Origin of the sequence: Imperialibacter sp., from assembly GCF_040222815.1 — a bacterium.
Taxonomy (GTDB): Bacteria; Bacteroidota; Bacteroidia; order Cytophagales; family Cyclobacteriaceae; genus Imperialibacter.
In genome coordinates, this window is the sequence record NZ_JAVKCH010000001.1 from 43437 (window position 1) to 64386 (window position 20950).

Below are 20950 nucleotides of genomic sequence, written 5' to 3' on the forward strand. Positions count from 1 at the left end.
CCAATGACGTACCAGGCAACGCTGGACTACCTGTACGGCAGTCTTCCGATGTTTCAGCGGGTGGGCAAGGTGGCCATCAAAAAAGACCTCACCAATACCCTGGCGCTATGCCGGGCCCTTGGTAATCCTCAGAACAAATTCAAATCAGTTCATATTGCAGGCACAAACGGAAAGGGTACCAGCGCTCATTCTATCGCAGCCATTTTGCAGGCTGCAGGCTACAAAACTGGTCTGTATACGTCCCCTCATTTAAAGAACTTCACAGAACGGATCAGAGTCAGTGGAGAGGAGATACCCCGGGACAAAGTGGTGGCTTTCGTGGAAAGAATGAAGCCGGTGCTGGAAGAAGTAAAACCGAGCTTTTTTGAAACCACAGTGGCCATGGCCTTCGACCACTTTGCGTCTGAGCAGGTCGATATTGCCGTGGTAGAAGTGGGCCTCGGTGGGCGGCTGGACTCTACGAATGTAATCAGTCCTCTGGTGTCGCTCATTACCTCTATTAGCTATGACCACATGGACTTGCTGGGCGACACTTTGGAAGAAATAGCAGGAGAAAAGGCAGGAATTATTAAAAAAAACACGCCCGTTGTGGTTGGAGGTTATTACGGGTTGCTAGATGCCGTGTTTATTGCGAAGGCAAAAAGGGAAGACAGTGCGGTTACAATTGCCAGAGACATCTATAAGGTTGAAAATAAGGAGTATAGCTTGTTTTCAAGAAAGGTTACAGTGGCCAAAACTGGTGGTTCTGATCTGATGGCATTGAATCTGGATCTAACCGGTCAATACTACCTCAAAAACCTGCCGGGGATTCTCAGCGTCGTCGATGTGCTGCGCACGAAAGGATTTGACATTTCTGGTGAGGCCGTAGCCAAGGGACTTAGTAATGTGAAAGGCCTGACCGGTCTGAAAGGGCGCTGGCAGGTGCTACAACAGCAGCCGCTGATTATATGCGATGTAGGCCACAATGAAGAGGGCATGAGGGAGTTGTTCGGACAGCTCAGCGAGAACATCCATGGGCAACTGTACATCGTTATCGGGGTCGTGAGCGATAAGGACAGGTCGAAGCTGTGGAGTGTTTTGCCGAGGGATGCCTACTACTATTTCACTGCGGCCAGCATTCCCAGAGCACTGCCCGCTGAACGGCTTTATGAGGAAGCAAGAGCGGAGGGATATTCAGGAGAGGTGGTGAGCGACGTAAACGAAGGAATTGGCCTGGCAAACAAAAAAGCTGGAGCAAAGGATGTCGTTTTTGTAGGTGGAAGTACTTTTGTAGTAGCAGAAATTGATCAGTTGTAGTAGTGAGAAACAAGACCGATAGGTACAAGCAGAACCGTGAAAGCAGGAATGTGCTGGAAGAAGGGAAGCCGCTTTTTGAGGCGATTAAGGGACGGTGGAATGACGAATTTTTTGATAACGACTTGCCGCTTGTGGTAGAGCTTGGCTGTGGCAGGGGAGAATATTCTGTTGGATTGGCGGAGCGGTTCAGCGACAAGAACTTTATTGGTGTTGATATAAAAGGAGACAGGATTTGGAAGGGAAGTCAGCGGGCGCAAGCCCTGGGGCTTACCAATGTGGGGTTTCTGCGCACGCAAATTCAGAAGCTTGAGGAGTTTTTTGAAGAAGGGGAGGTGTCTGCCATTTGGATTACTTTTCCAGACCCCAGGCCGAAAGACCGAGATGTGAAGCGTCGTCTTACTTCGCCCAGGTTTCTTGATATGTACAAAAGCATGTTGAAGAAAGACGGCTGGGTGTATTTTAAAACCGACAACACGCCACTCTTTCAGTACACATTAGACTTGTTGAAAGAGAAGTACACTACCGTTGATATGGAGTACACTTTTGATCTCTATCAGTCCGACCTTTGGGAAGAGCACTACGGGATCAAGACCAAGTACGAGTTGATTTTCACCGAGAAGGGGGAAACCATCAAGTACATGAAGTTTCGGTTTGCCTAGTCAGCCCGGTCTTGTCAGTCGTCTGCTTCGAGGGCTTCCAGCATATCGGCCAGCTCATCATAGTCTTTGAAGCCCGGCTTAACTTCCTGGCTTCCTTTTAGTGAAAATCCGTTCACCTTATCTGAAGCTAAAAGTCCTTCTACCTGTTCGGGGCTGACGTCGTAGCCTACCAGCAAAGGTACCTCTGAATTTGCACTAACGACTTGCTTGACGGTCAATTGATCATTAAGATCAGCAAAAATATACGCTACTGCCGGGGTGTTTTTGGCCACAGTCATGGCCGTATTAAGGCTTGCTTCTGTGGTGGCTTTTATAATAAAAGTTAAGTCTGTGTGCTTCAGTGATTCTAACAGCGATAAATCACTTATTTCAAGACAATCAAGCTCGTATTGAACCAGTTGTGCCCTGATGGTTTCTTCTGAAAGCCCATGCGCTTCACCCACCAGCTTTACGCCAGCCACCCAGCCGGTTATTTCCTGAAACTTTAGCGGATTGACGTATTCTGGGCTTGCCGGGTTGATATCAAAGCCGAGCATATCCACACCCATGCCAGCACAATACCTTGCATCACTCAGGTTGGTAACACTTCCTACTTTTACTATTGCTTTTAATGCCATTAAGATGCTTCCTTTTTTACTTCGTGTCGTTTCTGGTTTCGTTAATAAGACCCTCTATGCTATCGATTAGCACCTGTAGATGTTGCTCAATGATCGACCAAACAATTTCATAGTCTACCCCAAAGTATTCATGAACAAAATACGATTGCGGAAGCCTCTTAACCTATCCCATTCGATATGTGGGTTGTTTATCTTAAAGTCTTTGTCAATTCGACTCGACGCCTCGCCAATGATCTCGAAATTACGAGTCACAGCGTCGATTGTTTTGTCATCATTAATGAAGGTTTCATATGACAAGCCCTCGGTATACTTTTTGATTTTTAAAGCCGATTCCAGAATATCTTCCAGGAGAAAGAGAAGATCACGGCTAGACATAGATCAAGTCAGGTTTGATTTTTTCGAAGTACTTTTCTTTTATGCCGTTTCTTGACACCACATCAACTGTAAAGCCTACCAATTCCTCGATTTCATTGGCCAGGTCAATAAATCTTATGCCAATCTTATCGTTGAATTCGACTAATACATCAAGGTCACTGTCAGCTACCTGTTCATTTCTTGAATAAGAACCAAAGACCGCCATCGATTGAATGGGGTACTTGTTGAACAAGTATTGCTTATTTTTCCCAAGAGTAAGTTTGATGTCTTCGAGCGATTTCATGGCGCCGGATAGTATTGATTCTCTGCTATCACAAAATTAGCAATTCACTACCAATTGGAACAAAGTAACTGCTGTAATCGTCACAAACCTACCAAAATAAACGGGGCCCAGTAGTACGGATCCTTGTAATTTTCAGAGTTGAGCAGGCTTAATTTTGCCTTTCGAAGGTCATCTGCGAAGAGGTTATTGTCAGAATGATAAAGGTGTTGCTTATAAAACTCGATCATCAGGGATGCGGTTGATGCATCGGCCACCTGCCACAGGGAAACGATCAGGTTTTTGGCTCCGGCGTACATCAGTGCTCTGCTCAAGCCAATAATGCCTTCACCACGGGTAACCTTGCCAAGACCCGTTTCGCAAGCCGAAAGGTTGACCAAATCGGCATTGATACCGAGGCTATAGATCTCTCCGGAATAAAGGCTGCCGTCTTCATCATTTCCTGGCGACAGGAAAATCCTCGAAAGCTCTGGCTTGGCCTCATTCACCATGCCATGGGTGGCGAAATGCAAAAATTTGTACTGCCCCAGTTGGTTTGACTTAATGAAGCTCTCTGAAGCGGAAGCACTCAACATAAGGTTTGCCTTCTGATCGGATCCGGTAAATAGAAACTTGATCTCCTTCACTTCTTTTTCCGTGTCTGGCAGCGTCTGCATGACCACTTCGTTCTTTTCGAAAGAAAGCGGCGCTGATAATAAAATGCCATTTCCCGTGCTGGATGATTTACTGGCGATTCGTTCTGCAAGGAGCGTAGCTGAGTAGTCATACGAAATGACTTTTTCACTAATGAGGTAGTTGATAGTGCCATCTTTGCTGCGACCGGTCACCAGCGACTCGAATGGTACAGCGCTAATCGGGCCATCGGGCAGTACGGCAAGCGAGTTGATCGAGGCAGGCAGTTTGGGCATGAGCTGTTCGTACAGCGCTTCAGATGCCTTTTGGAACACCTCCTGCTGCCTGTACTTAATGGCGTTCCTCAGGCCAACAATGTTCCTGGCGAAATCAGGGTCTTTCTTGATTGTGGTGGCATTAAGCCGGTTGCTAGTTACCAGAAAGACATATACATTCTCCTCACCTATGAAATAGGAGAGGATGCCTTGACCCTCAATCAGGAGTGGTTGCAACGTTTCCACTGAGGCCAGGGTATTGCTGTACTTTAGCTTGAAGTACTCCGGGTACTGATCTTCGAGTTTTTCAATAAAGCTTCGCAGGGCGGACTCAAAGGTGAATAGTTCTGCCTCCAGCTCTTCCTCTTTTTCAGCGGAAATAGAGCCTCCTGCAAGCTTTTGTTCGATAAAAATAATTTGATCCTTCAGGCTGTCTTCCAGCGCTAGCTCCTCATCAGGGATACCAGCGAAGTGCTTCGCTTTGGCATCGTTGATGGCGTCGAGAAGTACCGCCGACTTGCTTCTTTCGCAGAAATTGAAGGCAAGCTTCTGGTAGTATTGTTTCTTGAACGTTCTTTCGCTCAGGTAGAGTGCCGTACTAATGCCATTTTCATACACCTCATACGCAACAGCGCCAAGACGGAGTTTGTCGGCTTCGTTTAGCCGAATCTGTCGAATGCCGGTGATCAATTCATCACAGGCAACGTAGGCAGCAAGGGCCCCGTCAATGTCCCGGAGCTTCAGTGTTTTTTCAAAATGCAGTGCCTCCATGTTCTTGGCCTTTGATTGCAGCGACGAGAGAAGGATATCTGCATTGTAATAATCTCTCAGCTCAGGTAAATCGTAGATTGTCTGATAATTCTGGGAGTAAAGATTCGCATAAATGGATTGTTGGAAGCTCTCCACAGCCAACTCAAACTTATTCTGCTTTTGGTAAATCGAGCCGATGAGAAAATAGGTGTTAGCTATTTCCGGATGTTTCTCCCCATAGAGATGTTGGTACATCTGCAGCGCTGCTCCCTGGAATGCCAGTGCCTCTTCAAGTGCTCCCTTCATCTCAGTCACACGGCCTTTGTTGCTGGTGGTGAAGGCCTTATTGGGGTGGTCACCAGAGTAGGTGGCATTCCAAATAGTCATTACCTGATCGAGGTAAGCTATGGCCTTGTCGTAGCTTCCCTGGTTTGCAGTGGCGAAGGCCAGGTTACTGTATCCGCTGGCCACTTTGGGGTGGTTGTCACCTAGATTGTCTTTGTAAATGGCCAGTGCCTTGTTGAAATAGTCGACAGCGAAGGAGGGCAGGTCTTGCAAATAAATAAGACCGATGTTGTTGTAGGAATCCGCAAGCAACACCGCCTTGCCAGTGCCAGCCGATTGACGAATGCTTAGTGCCTTTTCGTGGTATTGCAGGGCAAGCTCCCGGTTGCCGTTGTTCCAGTACACCACGCCCAGGTCGTTGTAGCACTTCGCTTGTTCAAGGCTGTTGGCAGGAAGCAACTTCTCAGCTTTTAGCAGCTCTTCCAGCGCCAGGTCGTTTCTTCCAGATCTGAGGTAAATATCGCCGAGGATATTCAGGGAGATAGCGCTGAGGCTTCCAGACCCCTTAATAATCTCTGCTAGCTCGCTGCTCTGAACAATGGATTGAGCCCGCTGTGGCTCGCCCAGGGCCAGCTGGCATTCAGCCATACGGAGCTGGCAAAGTGCAGCCTGTTCCTTTTCATTGGCCTTGAAAAAACTGGCTGAGGCTTCTTCGAAATGATCGTAGGCCGCTGAGTAGTTGGCCTTGATTTGCTCATTTTCTGCCTGCTCCATCAAAGCTTCTTGAGCTTGAGTAACAAATGTGATACACAGAAAAAGCCAGAAAAATAGGTTGATTTGTTTCATTTAGAATTTATAAATGAATGAAACATTGTTGACAAACTCTCTCGACAGCCCGTCAGGGTTAGTAGGTCGTTTCACCAGCCGGAAACCATTGATTACTTTGAGGCCAAGTCTTGTGTTGAATTGATAGCCTCCGCTGATCAGCAGCGTTAGCGCAAGACCCTCCGAACCATCAATGATTTTGTCTTTGTAGCCAACCACCTGATCACCTTCCAGCACTGGTATGTTAATTACGTCTTTATTGATCCTGTAAATTGGCAAAAGCCCTGTGCTGAAGTTGAAATTTGTAAACCTGAAGTTGCGCTCCACCCTGAACATGATATCCGTTCCTCTCACTAAAGACCTGGCTTGCGTGTATTCCAGTGCTTTTTTTTCCAGCGGATCACCAATCCAATCGCTCCAGAGAAAGGTGCTATTGATATCACCAAAAGGCCGTTGAATACCAGTTGCCAGCAGCCATTTGGAAGTAATGAAGGAAATACCAGCCACAGCGTCGTAGGTGCCAAGTCCTGTTTGGTTATACATAGGCAACGATTGCCCCTCGACATTCTTGATGTTGGCATCCCCTGTGGGGATTTTGGATCCCACGGTTGCGTTTACCTGAAATGCCTCCCTGTTAATAATGTTCCGGGTTAAGCTGACACTCAAATCGCCAATTCCGCTGGTGTTGGCCAGCGCACCGTCGACGAAAACATAAGGCACTTTCAATTGAACAGTAGTTTTGCTGTTGAGACCTACATTCACATCGGCTACATAGTTGTAGACCACGTCTTTGAACCTTGTCAGACCGACATAGTGGGTGAACTCTATCGACCGCAGTTTAACCTGAATACGGCTATTATAGCCCTGATCAGGTTTCATAGCACCCATGGTACAAAAGCCGGCGTCGCTACAGCCCTGTGACCAACTTAAGCGGGTGATAAGTAAGGAAAAAAATAAAAGTTTGTACTTCATAGAATAAATGGTGATTTCTACGAATCGCTTCGGTGAACTAATATGAAAAAAATATCCGTATTATCGGATTGACCAAAGTTCAAATGTAACGCTTTTGACTTGATCTTCTAAAAGAAAAATGGGAGTAACACGGGTTCTTGAGATGGACTGGAGTGCATTGAAAGCCGTTTCCGTGACTGGTAACGGCTTGTTTGCCAGATAGTAGACAACGTTCAATCAAAATTTGTAGACCAGGGAAATATTATTGACAAGCTCCCTCGACAATCCATCGGCGTTTTTGAATCTTTGTTTCAACCTGAAGCCGTTGATCACTTTAATGCCCAGCCTGCTGTTGAATTCGTATCCTCCGCTGATTATCAGAGTCAGGGCCAGGCCTGTCGATTCAGTCACTATATGATCGTAGTATTTGATGAAGTTTCCTTCTGAGTCGAGCTTTGGTAATCTGATTACATCGGCGGTGAGCCTGTAAATAGGTAACAAGCCTGTGCTGAAATTGAAATTGGTGAACCGGAAATTGCGCTCTACCCTAAACATGACATCTGTTCCTCTCACCAGCGCTCTGGCTTGTGTATATTCGTTGGCTTTGCGTTCAAGCGGGCTTCCGTCCCAATCGCTCCAGAGAAACTCATTGCTGTTTTCTCCAAACGGCTTTTGGATGCCGGTGGCTATCAACCATTTTGAGTTGATAAAGGAAATACCAGCGATAGCATCGTAGCTGCCGAGTCCGGTTTGGTTGTACATCGGGAGCGATAGTCCTTCCGCTGTTTTTATATTAGAATTACCAGTGGGAAGCTTTGTGCCGATGGTGGTATTTACCTGATAGCCTTCCTTCTCAATAATATTTCTCGTAAAACTCAGGCTTAAGTCCCCAACGCCGGCAGTGGTCGCAAGGGCACCGTCGACCCGAACATACGGTAGTTTCACCTGCAGGGTAGTTTTACCGTTCATTCCAATATTGACCTCTGGCACGTAATTGTAGATCACATCGCCAAATTTGGTGAAGCCAACGTAGTGGGTTAGCTCGACAGATCTGAGCTTTATCTGAATCCTTCTGTTGTAGCCCTGGTCTGGTTTCATGGCTCCCATGGTACAGAAGCCTGCATCGCTGCAACCTTGTGCGATGACTAAACGAGAAAGGCAGATGAAAACTATCGATAGAAGATATTTCGCCATAGGTGGATAATCAGGGAAGTGCCCGTGTTTTGAGCGAGCCGCATGTTGATTACAAAATCAAACTAGCCTATAATAAGCAATCAGCCAATTTGAAAGTGAAAGAAGAAAGTGATTTGTAGCGCTGGCGACATTCATCACCAAGAGCAGTCACTCAACTTCCCCTTAAGTAGGCGTTGGGCACATTTAAAGGTTTATAATCGATGCCATAAGCCCTGTGAAGTAGCCTGCTCACAGTAGCCGATACTGTGGTCTCGTTTCTGTGCATTTGAGGAAGGAGGCCCATCATGGCGTAGCTGATCGGATTGACAGAGGGAATGAGGGTTTCCCAGGGGTAACCTCTCCCCCAAATAATGCCAGACGCAGTAATTTGCAGGTCAGCGCCATTATCCAGGCAAAAGTTGAGCATATCAATCGACTGATTATTGTTTTGATTCACTGTGTGGAATATGGGAGTCTGCCCGCCAAAACCGTGTGTATCCACTCCGGCTTTTGCGTTGATATCAGCTCCACTATCAACCAGCATCGCTGCACATGCTACATGATTGAACTCTGCGCAGATATGAAGAAGGGTCGCCTCAAATAAGGGTGTATAAGCACACCTTAAAGAGTAACTTTTGGAAACGATGGAAGGGTTAGCGGCTAGCTCCTGCTCGAGAGCCTCGGCATCATCTAAAAGTACGGCCAGCAAAGCCTTGTCCTCAAACTCCAGCCCCGCTTCAACAAAAGCCTTCACGCACGACTTAAATCGGGGACTTCGGGTATACTCGCTGGTGAGCTCGTAGATGAGGGGCTCATCCCGGAAAAGGCCATTTGGGTTGACTCCCTCTTCAAAGCACTTCCTAATGCCTTTAATGGAATGGAGTTCGATTTGGGTGATGATGTCCTTTAATGAGTTCATTGTGAGGGGGGTGTTATCCTTTTCGCAATTATGTACACGTGCTTCTCGGGATATTGATCAAGCTCCAGGTGCACACACTGGCAGTTATTTTCGGCGATCACTCTCAGGTTGCCCGTGATGCCGATCGTGCTGTAATAGAAAGTGTCATCTCTCCATTGATTTTCATGCTCTCCGTAGTCGTTGCCAAATGAATAGATGAGTATGCCATCGTTATTCAGCATTGCACAAAGTCTGGAAACGACGGGCTTTTGTGATTTGAAAGGCAGGTGAAATATGCTGTCCCAGGCAACAATAAAGTCGAATTTTGCTGATGGTCGCCATGTACAAATATCTTCGTTAAGGAAATTAACCTCCGGGTGATTGGCCCTGGCAATTTCAATCATTTGGCTCGACACATCTAATCCGGTTATACTAAAGCCGCTGGCAAGCAGCTCTTTCATTATTCTTCCGCCACTGCCGCAGCCGACATCCAGAGCGTTTCTTTTGTTGGAACAATAGCTGATCGCCCTTTTGATTTGATCCATGCCATAATTTGAGGCAATGTGTCCGTCATGCCACCATTGGGCGATTTTATCATATTTTGTGCCTAAAACCTTTGGATCCATATAAGCTGCTGTTTCAGAAAATTTGCATGGTGAAGGGAGAAATGTGAAGTAACTAATTTATTAAAAACGATGCAGAACGAAGAACATAAAGTTTTTCCCAAAAACTTATCGTAATTTTGTGCCACAAGCGAACCATTTCTGTTCGCTTCGTCTTTTTGAGGGACGTCCTCAGAGACTTAATCGATGTAAAAGTCAGGCTTTGAACCTGGCGAAAGACACACTTAATGAGTAAACACGGAAGAGTACTGGTGGCCATGAGCGGTGGTATTGACAGCTCCCTGGCAGCCGTGATGCTTCATGAGCAAGGCTATGAAGTCATCGGAATGACAATGAAAACCTGGGACTATGCGTCCGCAGGCAGCTCCAAAAAGGAAACAGGCTGTTGTAGCCTCGACTCTATCAACGACGCAAGGAATATTGCCGTCAACCTGGGTTTCCCACACTACATCCTGGACATTCGCAGTGAGTTTGGCGACTATGTGATCGACAACTTCACCACTGAATACCTGGCAGGCCGCACACCCAATCCATGTGTGTTGTGCAACACGCACATCAAGTGGGAGGCGCTACTAAGGCGTGCCGACAAGCTGGACTGCCAGTTTATCGCCACAGGGCACTATGCAAAGGTGAGACAGGAGAATGATCGTTACATTATTTCCAAAGGAAAAGATGAAAACAAGGACCAGTCTTATGCATTGTGGGGAGTGGGGCAAGAGAGTCTGAGCCGGACTATGTTTCCTGTTGGGCATCTGCGCAAGCCTGAAATAAGGGAGATGGCCAGTGAGAGAGGTTTTATAGACCTGGTGAATAAATCCGAGTCTTATGAAATCTGCTTTATCCCCGACAATGACTACCGTGGCTTTCTAAAAAGAAGGGTGGAAGGCCTTGAGGAACAAGTCGACGGAGGTGAGTTTGTGCTGGAAGATGGCACTGTGCTGGGTAAGCACAAGGGCTATCCATTCTATACCATAGGTCAAAGGAAAGGTCTGGGCATTACTTTGGGGTATCCGGTATACGTGACCGAAATTCAAAAAGACAAAAACCGGGTAGTGTTAGGCACCTTTGATGAACTGTCCAGAGACGGTATGTACGTAAAAGGCCTCAACATGATGAAATACACTGATCTTACAGGCCAAAGACTAGATACTATCACCAAAGTACGCTATAACGACGACGGTGCACCAGCCGTCATTGAGCAAGTGGGCGACACGATGAAGGTTTTCTTCGGCAACGGAGTCAATGCTATTGCTCCTGGTCAGGCTGCGGTTTTCTACGAAGGCGACGACGTAATAGGCGGCGGCTGGATTCAGTCAAGTTTCAGACAACATGCCAAGGCTGTTTAAAATATCGACACTTTGGGTTCTCCTGGTGGCTTCAATGAGCTGTCAGGAAGAAACCATTGTGCCCGACAGCTCCAGGCTGGGCGCTGATTTCTTTCCGATGGAAAAGGGCCTCTACTGGGAATATGAAGTAGACTTAACTACCTACAACCTGCTGGACTCTATGCCGTCGCACTACTTTCTCAGGGAGGTGGTGGCCGATACCTTCACTGATTTATCAGGCAGCCTGAGCTACAGACTGGAGCGCTTTAGCCGTGAAACTACAGAAGTAGACTGGCGGCTCGACTCCGTTTGGACGGCAAGGCTTTCTACTACCCAGGCGGTTCGCATTGAAAATAATGTGCCCTTTATCAAGCTCACTTTTCCATTAGCTGAAGGCAAAGAGTGGAACGGTAATGCGCTGAACAACAGGGGAGAAGAGACCTATCAGGTCAGCGGGCTTGGAGCGGCCCTTGAGGTGGGTGACACCACATTCGAAAACACGCTAACAATCCTTCAAAGGGAAGTGCTGGATACTATCGTTTTTCAGGATGTGAGACGAGAGTACTTTGCCAAGGAGATTGGATTGGTGAAAAAAGAATTTATTCAGCTAAATTACTGCAGTACAGAGGAGTGCTTTGGTCAGAAGATCATAGATTCTGGCCGAAAATTGTACATGGAACTTGTTGCACATGGTAAGGAGTAGAGGAGCTCTGATCATTTCGATTTTACTACTGTCCGGGCTTTCGCTGAAAGCTCAGGTCAATCGGTATATTGTTCAATTCACAGACAAATCAGGAGGCATCTACTCCGTTGACAGGCCTGAAGACTTCCTTTCAGAAAAGGCTATTTTAAGGAGGGAGAAAGAGGGTGTTGAAGTAGATGAGACCGATTTGCCAGTCAGCCAAACGTATCTCGATCAGCTGGCGGCAACCGGCGCTGAGGTGTATCATACCTCCAAATGGATGAACCTGGCGTTGATTCAATGCAACGTCAACAAAGTACTGACGGTGGATGCATTGCCATTCGTTTCACGAGTCGAACTTGTAGCACCGGGAGCACGGCTTACCAAAGGCGAAACAGCTAACGGCCGCTTCAAGAGTAAAAATGCCACTGCCAGGGTACTCGCCACCACCGAATTTCAAAACAGTCTTCTTTCGGTTCAGCACATGCATCGGCAGGGTTTCTACGGGCAGGGCGTGCTGATTGCGATATTTGACGGAGGTTTTGGAGGCGTTGATGCCGTTCCGTTTTTTGAGGACGTTCGCAGCAGTAACCGAATACTCCAGACCTACGATTTTGTCACGAATGGGCAACAGGTATACACATTTGATGATCATGGCACCAGGGTATTTTCTACCATTGGGGCTAAAATGGTCCAGATAGAAGGCAAGGATACCACACTGATTTTGGGCACAGCTCCCGCAGCAGATTTTGCCCTTTTCGTGACGGAAGATGTGAAAAGCGAGTATCGGATCGAGGAATACAACTGGCTTTTTGGCGCTGAAAAGGCCGATAGCCTTGGCGCTGACATCATTCATACTTCTGTGGGCTATAATGTGTTCAGCGATTCGCAAATGAACTACACAAAGGCGCAAATGGATGGCAAAACGGCCATCATCACTCAAGCTGCTAACCTGGCTGCCGATAAGGGCATTTTTGTTGTGGCCAGTGTAGGCAACGAGGGCAGTAATAGCTGGAAAAAGGCCACAGCGCCAGCCGACAGTCCCAAGGTATTGTCGGTAGGGGCAGTTGACAACAGCGGCAAGCTGGCGAGTTTCAGTTCTATCGGTCCCACGGCCGACGGCCGCATCAAGCCGGATGTTGTGGCGCTGGGTGTTTTCGCCACAGTGGGGGCAGAGAGCGGCTCGCTGATCACTGCGAATGGCACCAGCTATTCGGCTCCTATGGTCGCCGGTTTTGTGGCCGGATTGATTCAGGCGGAACCAGAAAAAACAAGGGAAGAGCTCTTTAACGATATTCTGAACTCAGCCAACAGGTCAACCAAACCTGACACCTTGTTTGGCTATGGCATCCCTGATTTTATCAAAGCAACGGGCGGAAAAATCCTTTCAGTGGATGATGTGATCAACGACAAGGTGAAGGTATACCCCAATCCGTTTACGGAGAACAGGCTGAGTATAAAAATCAATAATGAACTGGCTGTCAATGGGCTCTACGTACAGATGTTCGATGCCAACGGGAAGATGATTGCCCAAAAAGAATACAATAGCTACGATATCAACGACGTTGTTATATTTGAATTCTCGGGCACAACTCCCGGAGTTTATTTTTTACGGTTGTCGTCAAGCACATTTGAGAAGCAGGTAAAACTGCTTAGATACTAAGAAAACCTATTCATGAACTTTCCACTTATTGCCCCCTCCATACTTGCCGCCGACTTTGGTAACCTTCAGCGAGATGTGGAAATGCTCAACAGCAGCAAAGCCGATTGGCTGCACATCGACATCATGGACGGTACCTTTGTACCTAATATCTCCTTCGGGTTTCCGGTCACAGCAGCTATCAATAAGCACACGAAAAAGCCCCTTGATTTCCATTTAATGATCGAGCAGCCCTCTCGTTATTTCAAACAGTGTGTAGAGACCGGTGCCGAGGTGATTTCCGTGCATCATGAAGCCTGCCCAAACCTTCACAGGGTGTTGCAGGAAATTCGTGAGCTGGGCTGCAAGGCAGGTGTCGCACTAAATCCACACACTCCCGTGAATGTACTGAAGGACATCATGGAACTCACCGATATTATTTTATTGATGTCGGTGAACCCTGGTTTTGGAGGGCAGAAATTCATTGAGAGAACATTTCAAAAGGTGAGGGATGCCAAGGAGATGATTCTTAACGCCGGCACGCATACCATGATCGAAATAGATGGTGGTGTAAACATGAACAATGCAAAGGAGCTTTGCCAGGCGGGAGCAGACATTCTGGTGGCTGGCAACTTCGTTTTCAGTGCATCTGATCCATTGGCAACAATTGCGCAACTCAAAACTGTGAACAGCGAGGAAAAATTCGTTTGATGCGCAGGAGCTTACTCACCATTACTTTTTTAGCTTTTTCTTTTGCCACCTGGGCACAACAAGCCTGCATCCAGGGCATTGTGCTCGATTCCCTGAATGTGCCGCTACAAGGCGCTACTATATCTGTTCCATCCCTTTCTAAAGGAACCAGTGCTGAAAAAGACGGCACGTTCCTGTTATGCCTTGAGCCAGGCAATTATCAGCTTGAAATAAGCTTTGTAGGCTATAAGGCAGTTCAAAAGCCAGTGTCCCTTGCCGCAGGCGACAGTTTGGTTATCCAGGCCACACTGAATGAAGATAAAACGCTTCTGGCCCAGGTAACCGTGGTAGGCAAAAGAGAGCAGGGCCCTCCGAGAGCTGGTGAATTTCGTGTATCGAGCAAAGAATTGGCAAATTTCCCGGCTGCCACAGCAGATATTTCGAGGATATTGGCCACGCTTCCTGGAGTGGTGGCCAGCAATGAACTGTCTTCCAGTTATTCCGTCCGAGGTGGTAACTTCGACGAGAACCTGGTGTACGTAAATGATATTCCCGTATATCGGCCTTTTTTGGTAAGGGCAGGTCAGCAGGAGGGATTGGGCTTTGTCAATCTCGATATGGTTTCGGGCATAACCTTCTCATCAGGAGGTTGGCAGTCGAAATATGGGGACAAGCTTTCGTCCGTGCTTAATGTAGGCTATAAAAACCCCGTTGAGCAAGCTGGATCGGTCAATCTGGGGCTATTAGGTGGCTCAGCACATGTGGAAGGCGTTAGCAAAAACGACAGGGTAAACTATACAGCGGGGGTTCGTTACAAAAACTCCAGGTATTTGCTCAACACGATTTCCGTGAAAGGCCAATACTTGCCTCGGTTCGCCGACTTTCAGTCTCTTGTTTCTATTAAATTGGGCCAGCAGACCGAAGCACACAGGCAAAAGATCTCGATTCTTGCCTCCTATGCCCAAAACAGGTACTTCACAAAGCCAGAATCACAGGAAGTGGAATTCGGTACGTTTGGCAGGTCATTCCGCATGGTGGCGGCTTTTGATGGCAAAGAGGTGCTTGACTACGACATTTACCAAAGCGGAGTGAAATGGACCAACACCTGGGACGACAAGTTTAGCCTGGACGTGATTGCATCAGGCGTTTACACAGCCGAAAGGGAGTATTTTGAAGTCGAGGGTGCCTACCGGCTCTGCGATGTGAACAACAACCCGGCCAGCGACCAGTTCAAGGACTGCGTGGTGATTCTTGGCGTTGGCAGCAATTACCACTACGGCCGCAACAAGCTGCAGGCGACGCTATTTAATACAGAGAGCCGGTTTTCTGCTCGCTGGAACGACCACCAGCTAACCGAAGCTGGCATTGGTGCCAGAAAGGAAAGAATCGAAGATGTGCTGAATGAATACATCTTTCAGGACTCTTCCGGCTATGCCAGCACCACCGACAGGGTTTGGGCCGAAAACCTGGTTGATGGGTATCACCTGACTGGTTATTTGCAGCACACAGTTTTTTCCCGGGATTCTATTCACATTCTGAATGCCGGCGTTCGCACAGCCTACTGGACAGTAAACGGACAGCTGCTCGTGAGCCCGAGGATGCAATATGTGTTTACACCGGCCTGGTCACGAAAAACTGCCTTTAAGGTAGCCGGGGGCGTCTATCAGCAACCGCCTTTTTACAGAGAAATGCGTAACAGGCAAGGGGTTATCAATCGTGACCTGAAAGCGCAGGTGTCTTACCATGCGCTGGCGGGGATGGATTATGCGTTTCAAATGAACGGCAGAAACTTTGTTTTCTTTTCAGAGGCCTACGTCAAGTATCTGAATCACCTTGTGCCCTACGATATCGACAATGTCAGGCTTCGATACTTCGGAGACAACCTCGCCAAGGGGTGGGCCTATGGCGTTGATTTCCGGGTAAACGGTGAGTTTATTCCAGGTACTGAGTCATGGTTCAGTCTCGGTCTGCTTCGAACCATAGAGGACATAGAAGGAGACACGCTCGGCTTTATTCGCAGGCCATCCGACCAGCGGGTTACACTTGGTATTTTCTTTCAGGATCATTTGCCCAACGATCCAAGTGTTAGAATTTACGTCAGTGCGCTCTATGGAAGCGGTCTGCCCTTTAGCCCGCCAAATAATGCCGCTTATCGCAACTTTTTCAAGGGAGATGAGTATTACAGGGTTGACGTTGGTTTCACAAAGGTGTTTTCGAAAAAGAACGAAGGAAAAATCTTCGGCGGCCTGAAGTCCCTCTGGCTGACCGCCGAAATCCTCAATTTGCTTGGTGCTGAGAACACAATTTCTTACACCTGGGTCAAAGACGTGTTCGACCAGCAATTTGCCGTACCCAATTCATTATCGGCAAGGTTTTTGAATGTGAAGCTTTCAGGTAGATTCTGAGGTATTCTGCCTATTTTTATAAGTGATACAAGACAAACAAACAATTATGAGAATGCAATCAATAGTTAAAGCTTCTGTTTTTTCTTTGGCCGTTTTATTCATCGCCGCCGGTTGTTCGCAACGCACTGTAACCAGGGTAAGCCCCGATCAGCAAATTGACCTTAGCGGTCGCTGGAATGACACCGATTCCAAACTTGTGGCGGAGGAAATGATTCGTGACGTGCTCAATCGTCCATGGAGAGAGGACTTTAGCAGAGCAAAAAATGCCAAACCAGTGGTAATCGTTGGGCTGGTTACCAACAAAAGCCACGAGCATATTGAATCTGAAACTTTTATAAAGGACATCGAAAGAGAGTTCATCAACTCCGGCATGGTCAGAGTAGTACAAAATTCTGTTTTCCGTGAGAAAATGCGTGAAGAAAGAGCTGATCAGCAGGAATTTGCTTCGCCAGAAACCCAGAAGAAGTGGGGCGCTGAGCTGGGAGCGGACTTCATGCTGTTTGGTACGATCAATTCCATCGTCGACTCTTACAACAAAGAAAAAGTGGTGCTGTACAAAGTTGACCTTGAACTTGCCAATCTTCAAACCAACGAGAAAGTTTGGATAGGAGACAAGGAGATCAAGAAGTTCATAAGGAACTAATCTGACGCTATTCAAATATCAAAACAGAATAAGGTAACAAGCATCCGGTTGCCGGTGAGTAATATCTCCACAGTACCGGCTGCTTGCTGCTCAGTCTCAAAAAGCTCTTCAAAAACAATATCTGTGCGTTTTCCGATCAAAATCTTATTGCTTAGCGGCCTGCTGCTGGCTTCCTGTGCGACCTATTACCAAATGAACTATGAATTCAATCAGAGTTTCGAGGCTGGTGACCTGGAGCAGGCAGCAAGAGTGTTGGAAAAGAACAAAAAGGCAGCCGAGGGAAAGGCCAGGTTCCTGTATTTTTTGAACCAGGGCATCGTTCAATCACTGCTCGGCAACTACGAAATCAGCAACGAAGCCTTTGAGCAAGCCTATATTTTCGGTGAGGACTATCGGATGAATTACCTCAATGAAGCAGCCTCGTTACTTACCAACCCTACGATGACAGAGTACAAAGGGGAAGACCATGAACACTTGCTTTTGCTGTACTACAAGGCCATCAACTACCTGAAGTTAGGAGACTACGAGTCGGCATTGGTGGAGTGTCGCAGGCTAAACATTCGGCTGGGTACACTTTCGGACAAGTATAAAAACCCTGATAAATACAAGAAGGATGCCTTTGTAAACAACCTGATGGGTATTATCTATGAGGCATCGGGTGATGTCAACAACGCTTTTGTTGCTTACCGGAATGCATATGAGACCTACGAAGGCGATTACAAGAAATTGTTTGGTATGACGGCTCCCGATCAGTTAAAGGAGGATCTGCTCAGAACAGCGTATTTGAATGGTTTCAGTGATGAAGTTCGCCGCTATGAAGAAGTATTTGGTATGAAATTTACGCCTTCGCCAAGGAATGGGGGAGAGCTTGTTTTCTTTTGGAACAACGGACTGGGGCCGGTGAAAGCGGAGTGGTCGATCAACTTTTCCGTTATTCATGGCCAGGGCGGTTTGGTTACGTTTGCAAACAGCGACTACGGCTTTAACTTCCCTTTCTTCCTGGAAAGCAACGAAGAAGATAAGAAACAAGGGCTCGCAGCTCTGGAGTTTTTCAGAGTAGCATTTCCCAAGTATGTGGAACGCCCTGTTCTTTTCAACAGTGCCACCTTGTCGGCCAATGGGAAAAAGTATGACCTGGAAGCAGCCGAGGATGTCAACGCAATTGCGTTTAAATGCTTGCAGGAACGCATGTTGGCCGAGTTTGGTAAGTCACTGTTGCGGGTTGCGTTAAAAAAGGCTGCGGAGTATTCGGTAAGAGGCGAGAATCAGGATTTGGGTGCCGCTATCGGACTTTTTAATGCGCTCACTGAAAAGGCTGATACCCGCAACTGGCAAACGATCCCTCATACCATCTATTACTCAAGAGTGCCCTTGCCAGAGGGCGAGCAAAAAGTGCAATTGAACCTGGCTTCTGCAACAGGTAGGACGCAGCAGCAAGAGTTTACTTTCGACGTTCGTAAAGGGAAGACCGTCTTTCATGTTTTTCAGTCGTTGGAAGACATACCTGCCGCCAATCCTTACCGCACCTGGTAGTTTAGCACCATTCATTCGCCATTCATAGTCGTATAAGGGTATAAATACCTTTAGGAGTTGGTATTTAAGCAAGATTTCCCTTTTTTGGAGGTTGGAAAAAATTATAGTTTTAACAAAAACCAATAAATACAATGTTCAAAGCGATGACGAAGAAAGCGAAGTTTATGTTGACGTTAGCTTTTGCAGCTGGCCTTTCCCTTCAAAGCTCTTTTGCACAAGATGCCGATGCTGTAACCGACGAAGAACTGACGCAGTACGCTACTGTGATGAATAAAATTGACTCAATGAAGGAGGACCTACAGGTTAGATACAATGAGGTCATCAAGAATAATGAGCTGATGGATGAGGGTCGAAGGTTTCTGGAATTGAAAAAAGCCTGGGGCGACGATGCAAAGCTAGCTGAAATTAGCGCCACAGACGAGGAGAAAGCGGCTTATCAGGGAATTCTTGATGAGTATGATAACATGGTGGCGGAGTTTAAGGAAGTATATCCAAACTTGATAAAAGATGATTTAGGTGCGGCGTTGTACAATAAGGTCAGGAACGCAATGAAAAGCGATGCTGAGCTTAAAACAAAATACGACGAACTACTCGCCGGCATGCAAAGTACTGACGAAAGCGAAAGCGAAACCGACGACGGCGGGAGTAACTAACGAAACATAGGGTATCAAAGGGCTGTTATCAGCCCTTTTTTCATGTCTTACTAGTATCAACTGGTGATTTATAATTAGTAAGTGCTATATTTAAAGGATCACTTAATATCCGCCTAACCTCATGTTGACAGAATTCGAAATTGAGACAATGATGGAGATTCCGGCCATCCTTGAAGCCACTCAGAAGTTAAAAAAAGACTTTATCAGGACTGATGCGCCTTACCTTGAGATAGGTGATCATGATTTCTTTGGACTTATCATGCTGGCCCCAACAGTGGGGGTGGCGCTGGCCAATGGAAGTGTGAGCCTGTTTGAAGAGCTGGCGCTGAATAAAAAGGCCAGGAAGGCGTCAAAAGGCGGCTATTTCCTCAAAAAGGATCCAACAGTTTACGCCATGAAATTTTTGTTGGACAACTACACCAAGTGGGAGGAGAAATTTTTTGACGTGCTCAAAATAGCGATGAACAGTTCCTTCGACATTGATAAGCTAAAGACAAAAGAGGCAGCTGTTGTCGAAGGTGATTATGACGAATACAAGAGGACGGTGCTTAACACTCCTTACATCCTCATTCGATTTATTTCCTCCTTTTTCCTTCAGGACGACGAGCATATTATTCAGCGAAGAACCATGAATAAAACTGATTACGAGCGGCTTCTGGATATTGGACAGAAGCTTGACTTGCACAGAATTCCTGTTTTTCAGCAGTTTTGTCTGACATTCAAAGTAAAGGGTTAAAGGTTTGTGGATTGTTGGTACTATTTCTGATAGCATTTCGTTAGCATAAGAAAGATTTCCATGAATAAACTTTGTGTGTTGGCGGCAGGAGTGTGGCTGTTGACGGGACTGACAGGCTGCAAGGACAAGGATGAGCCGCTACCGCTTCCTGAAGAGCAGGATTTGACCATTCAGAACTATTTGGTAGAAAATGAGATAGACAATGCCACAAAGTCGGATCAGGATTTCTATTATTTTCCTGTGGTAGAGGGAAACGCTATTCCCAATTCATCCAATATCATTTCGTTTTACTATACAGTAAAAAACATAGATGGCGTTGTTGTGGCTTCCCACACAGCCAGCAGCGGAGAGCCCATTAAGGCACAAAGAGATACCAAAACAATCTATCCTCCGGGGCTCGACGAAGCCCTTCAGATACTCGCCACCGGTGACAGCTATGTTTTTATATTTCCTTCGCATAAAGCATACGGGAGCCTGGAAGTGTCAGGGGATTTACCGGCCAATTCCATCGCCATTATCGAAGTTGAAGTGGTGGCGGAGGAAAGTATTAACCAGATCAGACAAAAGGAGCTACAGTCGATCAACAACTACATCGGCGATTTTGAAATCAGTAATAACCCTGATACGGTTATCAATCTCATTTCCGGGCTTTCTATCATCAAGACAAAAAGAGACAAACAGGCTGCCGAGGTGCCTTCGAGCGGCACCGTAGCGATTAATTGGGCCGGAAAATTCTTTAGTGGTGACTCTTTCGGCAGCGAATCAGGTTTTGAAGTGAATATGGGGGCTGATGAAGTCATCACAGGTTTAGAAGCAGGGCTGAACAACATGCGGCTTGGTGAGGAAGCTCAGCTGCTCATCCCGTCTGAAATGGCCTATGGAGCGAGCGTTCAGACGGTGCCGCATAGTGCTGGTTTTCAGGATTTACTGATTGAAAAGCAGATTATTCCTGACTACGGGGCAGTTATCCCACCCTATACGCCATTAATCTTTGTCGTAACTGTAGTTGAATATCAATAGTTGGG

21 protein-coding genes are annotated in these 20950 nt (G+C 46.8%); 12 read left to right on the forward strand and 9 right to left on the reverse strand.

All coding sequences use genetic code 11. The features are described from left to right. Window positions 1–3: 3 nt before the first annotated feature. A complete protein-coding gene (locus tag RIF36_RS00175) occupies window positions 4–1296 on the forward strand; it encodes a bifunctional folylpolyglutamate synthase/dihydrofolate synthase (protein WP_350128246.1) in 1293 nt (430 codons plus the stop codon). A gap of 2 nt (window positions 1297–1298) precedes the next feature. After that, a complete protein-coding gene (gene trmB / locus RIF36_RS00180; RefSeq protein WP_350128249.1) occupies window positions 1299–1955 on the forward strand; it encodes a tRNA (guanosine(46)-N7)-methyltransferase TrmB in 657 nt (218 codons plus the stop codon). 14 nt (window positions 1956–1969) lie between these two features. Here trmB and RIF36_RS00185 read toward each other — a convergent pair whose 3' ends face one another. The 9 genes from RIF36_RS00185 to RIF36_RS00225 form a co-directional block, all read right to left on the reverse strand. Next, a complete protein-coding gene (locus RIF36_RS00185) occupies window positions 1970–2572 on the reverse strand; it encodes an N-(5'-phosphoribosyl)anthranilate isomerase (RefSeq protein WP_350128252.1) in 603 nt (200 codons plus the stop codon). A gap of 16 nt (window positions 2573–2588) precedes the next feature. After that, a complete protein-coding gene (locus RIF36_RS00190) occupies window positions 2589–2678 on the reverse strand; it encodes a hypothetical protein (protein WP_350128338.1) in 90 nt (29 codons plus the stop codon). Window positions 2679–2686: 8 nt separating this feature from the next. Then, entirely contained in the window at window positions 2687–2947 is a 261-nt protein-coding gene (locus tag RIF36_RS00195; RefSeq protein WP_350128255.1) for a HepT-like ribonuclease domain-containing protein, read from the reverse strand. Continuing rightward, entirely contained in the window at window positions 2940–3230 is a 291-nt protein-coding gene (locus tag RIF36_RS00200) for a nucleotidyltransferase family protein (protein WP_350128258.1), read from the reverse strand. Before RIF36_RS00200 ends, RIF36_RS00195 begins: the two co-directional genes overlap by 8 nt. Window positions 3231–3310: 80 nt before the next feature. Continuing rightward, on the reverse strand, window positions 3311–5995 hold the full coding sequence (locus RIF36_RS00205; protein WP_350128261.1) for a CHAT domain-containing tetratricopeptide repeat protein: 2685 nt from the start codon (window positions 5993–5995) through the stop codon (window positions 3311–3313). Next, window positions 5996–6853 carry a hypothetical protein gene (locus RIF36_RS00210; protein ID WP_350078149.1) on the reverse strand — a complete coding sequence of 286 codons (858 nt, stop codon included), beginning with the start codon at window positions 6851–6853 and terminating at the stop codon, window positions 5996–5998. A gap of 309 nt (window positions 6854–7162) precedes the next feature. Then, the gene (locus RIF36_RS00215; RefSeq protein ID WP_350128264.1) at window positions 7163–8119 is read right to left on the reverse strand and encodes a hypothetical protein; all 957 of its coding nucleotides are present in this window, start codon (window positions 8117–8119) and stop codon (window positions 7163–7165) included. A 151-nt stretch (window positions 8120–8270) separates the two neighbouring features. After that, window positions 8271–9017, reverse strand: coding sequence for an ankyrin repeat domain-containing protein (locus RIF36_RS00220; RefSeq protein WP_350128266.1), 747 nt, complete (start codon window positions 9015–9017; stop codon window positions 8271–8273). Next, window positions 9014–9622, reverse strand: a complete 609-nt coding sequence (locus RIF36_RS00225) for a class I SAM-dependent methyltransferase (protein ID WP_350128269.1) — start codon at window positions 9620–9622, stop codon at window positions 9014–9016. Before RIF36_RS00225 ends, RIF36_RS00220 begins: the two co-directional genes overlap by 4 nt. Window positions 9623–9846: 224 nt before the next feature. On the opposite strand from RIF36_RS00225, the gene mnmA reads away from it, so the two are divergent. The 10 genes from mnmA to RIF36_RS00275 all read left to right on the forward strand — a co-directional run bounded on the left by mnmA (window position 9847) and on the right by RIF36_RS00275 (window position 20945). After that, window positions 9847–10965 carry a tRNA 2-thiouridine(34) synthase MnmA gene (mnmA, locus tag RIF36_RS00230; RefSeq protein ID WP_350128272.1) on the forward strand — a complete coding sequence of 373 codons (1119 nt, stop codon included), beginning with the start codon at window positions 9847–9849 and terminating at the stop codon, window positions 10963–10965. Beyond that, complete coding sequence (locus tag RIF36_RS00235; RefSeq protein ID WP_350128275.1) at window positions 10949–11647, forward strand: hypothetical protein; 699 nt, start codon at window positions 10949–10951, stop codon at window positions 11645–11647. The genes mnmA and RIF36_RS00235 overlap by 17 nt, the downstream gene beginning before the upstream one ends. Then, window positions 11634–13289 carry a S8 family peptidase gene (locus RIF36_RS00240; protein ID WP_350128278.1) on the forward strand — a complete coding sequence of 552 codons (1656 nt, stop codon included), beginning with the start codon at window positions 11634–11636 and terminating at the stop codon, window positions 13287–13289. Before RIF36_RS00235 ends, RIF36_RS00240 begins: the two co-directional genes overlap by 14 nt. 12 nt (window positions 13290–13301) lie before the next feature. After that, window positions 13302–13976, forward strand: coding sequence for a ribulose-phosphate 3-epimerase (gene rpe, locus RIF36_RS00245; RefSeq protein WP_350149242.1), 675 nt, complete (start codon window positions 13302–13304; stop codon window positions 13974–13976). Continuing rightward, on the forward strand, window positions 13976–16360 hold the full coding sequence (locus RIF36_RS00250; protein WP_350128283.1) for a TonB-dependent receptor: 2385 nt from the start codon (window positions 13976–13978) through the stop codon (window positions 16358–16360). Before rpe ends, RIF36_RS00250 begins: the two co-directional genes overlap by 1 nt. 52 nt (window positions 16361–16412) lie before the next feature. Then, on the forward strand, window positions 16413–17003 hold the full coding sequence (locus RIF36_RS00255; RefSeq protein WP_151996521.1) for a penicillin-binding protein activator LpoB: 591 nt from the start codon (window positions 16413–16415) through the stop codon (window positions 17001–17003). A 123-nt stretch (window positions 17004–17126) separates the two neighbouring features. Next, a complete protein-coding gene (locus RIF36_RS00260; RefSeq protein WP_350128287.1) occupies window positions 17127–18536 on the forward strand; it encodes a COG3014 family protein in 1410 nt (469 codons plus the stop codon). Between the two features lie 131 nt (window positions 18537–18667). Then, window positions 18668–19189, forward strand: a complete 522-nt coding sequence (locus RIF36_RS00265) for a hypothetical protein (protein WP_350121620.1) — start codon at window positions 18668–18670, stop codon at window positions 19187–19189. A 121-nt stretch (window positions 19190–19310) separates the two neighbouring features. Then, complete coding sequence (locus tag RIF36_RS00270; protein ID WP_350128290.1) at window positions 19311–19925, forward strand: hypothetical protein; 615 nt, start codon at window positions 19311–19313, stop codon at window positions 19923–19925. A gap of 60 nt (window positions 19926–19985) precedes the next feature. Further along, the gene (locus RIF36_RS00275; protein ID WP_350078176.1) at window positions 19986–20945 is read left to right on the forward strand and encodes an FKBP-type peptidyl-prolyl cis-trans isomerase; all 960 of its coding nucleotides are present in this window, start codon (window positions 19986–19988) and stop codon (window positions 20943–20945) included. Window positions 20946–20950: the final 5 nt, after the last annotated feature.

Excerpts from the sequence above, each read along its gene's own strand:
- RIF36_RS00175 (WP_350128246.1), top strand. The coding sequence starts at position 4 with ATGACGTACCAGGCAACGCTGGACTACCTGTACGGCAGTCTTCCGATG.
- RIF36_RS00185 (WP_350128252.1), bottom strand. The coding sequence starts at position 2,572 with ATGGCATTAAAAGCAATAGTAAAAGTAGGAAGTGTTACCAACCTGAGT.
- RIF36_RS00195 (WP_350128255.1), bottom strand. The coding sequence starts at position 2,947 with ATGTCTAGCCGTGATCTTCTCTTTCTCCTGGAAGATATTCTGGAATCG.
- RIF36_RS00200 (WP_350128258.1), bottom strand. The coding sequence starts at position 3,230 with ATGAAATCGCTCGAAGACATCAAACTTACTCTTGGGAAAAATAAGCAA.
- RIF36_RS00205 (WP_350128261.1), bottom strand. The coding sequence starts at position 5,995 with ATGAAACAAATCAACCTATTTTTCTGGCTTTTTCTGTGTATCACATTT.
- RIF36_RS00210 (WP_350078149.1), bottom strand. The coding sequence starts at position 6,853 with ATGAAACCTGATCAGGGCTATAATAGCCGTATTCAGGTTAAACTGCGG.
- RIF36_RS00215 (WP_350128264.1), bottom strand. The coding sequence starts at position 8,119 with ATGGCGAAATATCTTCTATCGATAGTTTTCATCTGCCTTTCTCGTTTA.
- RIF36_RS00220 (WP_350128266.1), bottom strand. The coding sequence starts at position 9,017 with ATGAACTCATTAAAGGACATCATCACCCAAATCGAACTCCATTCCATT.
- RIF36_RS00225 (WP_350128269.1), bottom strand. The coding sequence starts at position 9,622 with ATGGATCCAAAGGTTTTAGGCACAAAATATGATAAAATCGCCCAATGG.
- mnmA (WP_350128272.1), top strand. The coding sequence starts at position 9,847 with ATGAGTAAACACGGAAGAGTACTGGTGGCCATGAGCGGTGGTATTGAC.
- RIF36_RS00235 (WP_350128275.1), top strand. The coding sequence starts at position 10,949 with ATGCCAAGGCTGTTTAAAATATCGACACTTTGGGTTCTCCTGGTGGCT.
- RIF36_RS00240 (WP_350128278.1), top strand. The coding sequence starts at position 11,634 with ATGGTAAGGAGTAGAGGAGCTCTGATCATTTCGATTTTACTACTGTCC.
- rpe (WP_350149242.1), top strand. The coding sequence starts at position 13,302 with ATGAACTTTCCACTTATTGCCCCCTCCATACTTGCCGCCGACTTTGGT.
- RIF36_RS00250 (WP_350128283.1), top strand. The coding sequence starts at position 13,976 with ATGCGCAGGAGCTTACTCACCATTACTTTTTTAGCTTTTTCTTTTGCC.
- RIF36_RS00255 (WP_151996521.1), top strand. The coding sequence starts at position 16,413 with ATGCAATCAATAGTTAAAGCTTCTGTTTTTTCTTTGGCCGTTTTATTC.
- RIF36_RS00265 (WP_350121620.1), top strand. The coding sequence starts at position 18,668 with ATGTTCAAAGCGATGACGAAGAAAGCGAAGTTTATGTTGACGTTAGCT.
- RIF36_RS00270 (WP_350128290.1), top strand. The coding sequence starts at position 19,311 with ATGTTGACAGAATTCGAAATTGAGACAATGATGGAGATTCCGGCCATC.
- RIF36_RS00275 (WP_350078176.1), top strand. The coding sequence starts at position 19,986 with ATGAATAAACTTTGTGTGTTGGCGGCAGGAGTGTGGCTGTTGACGGGA.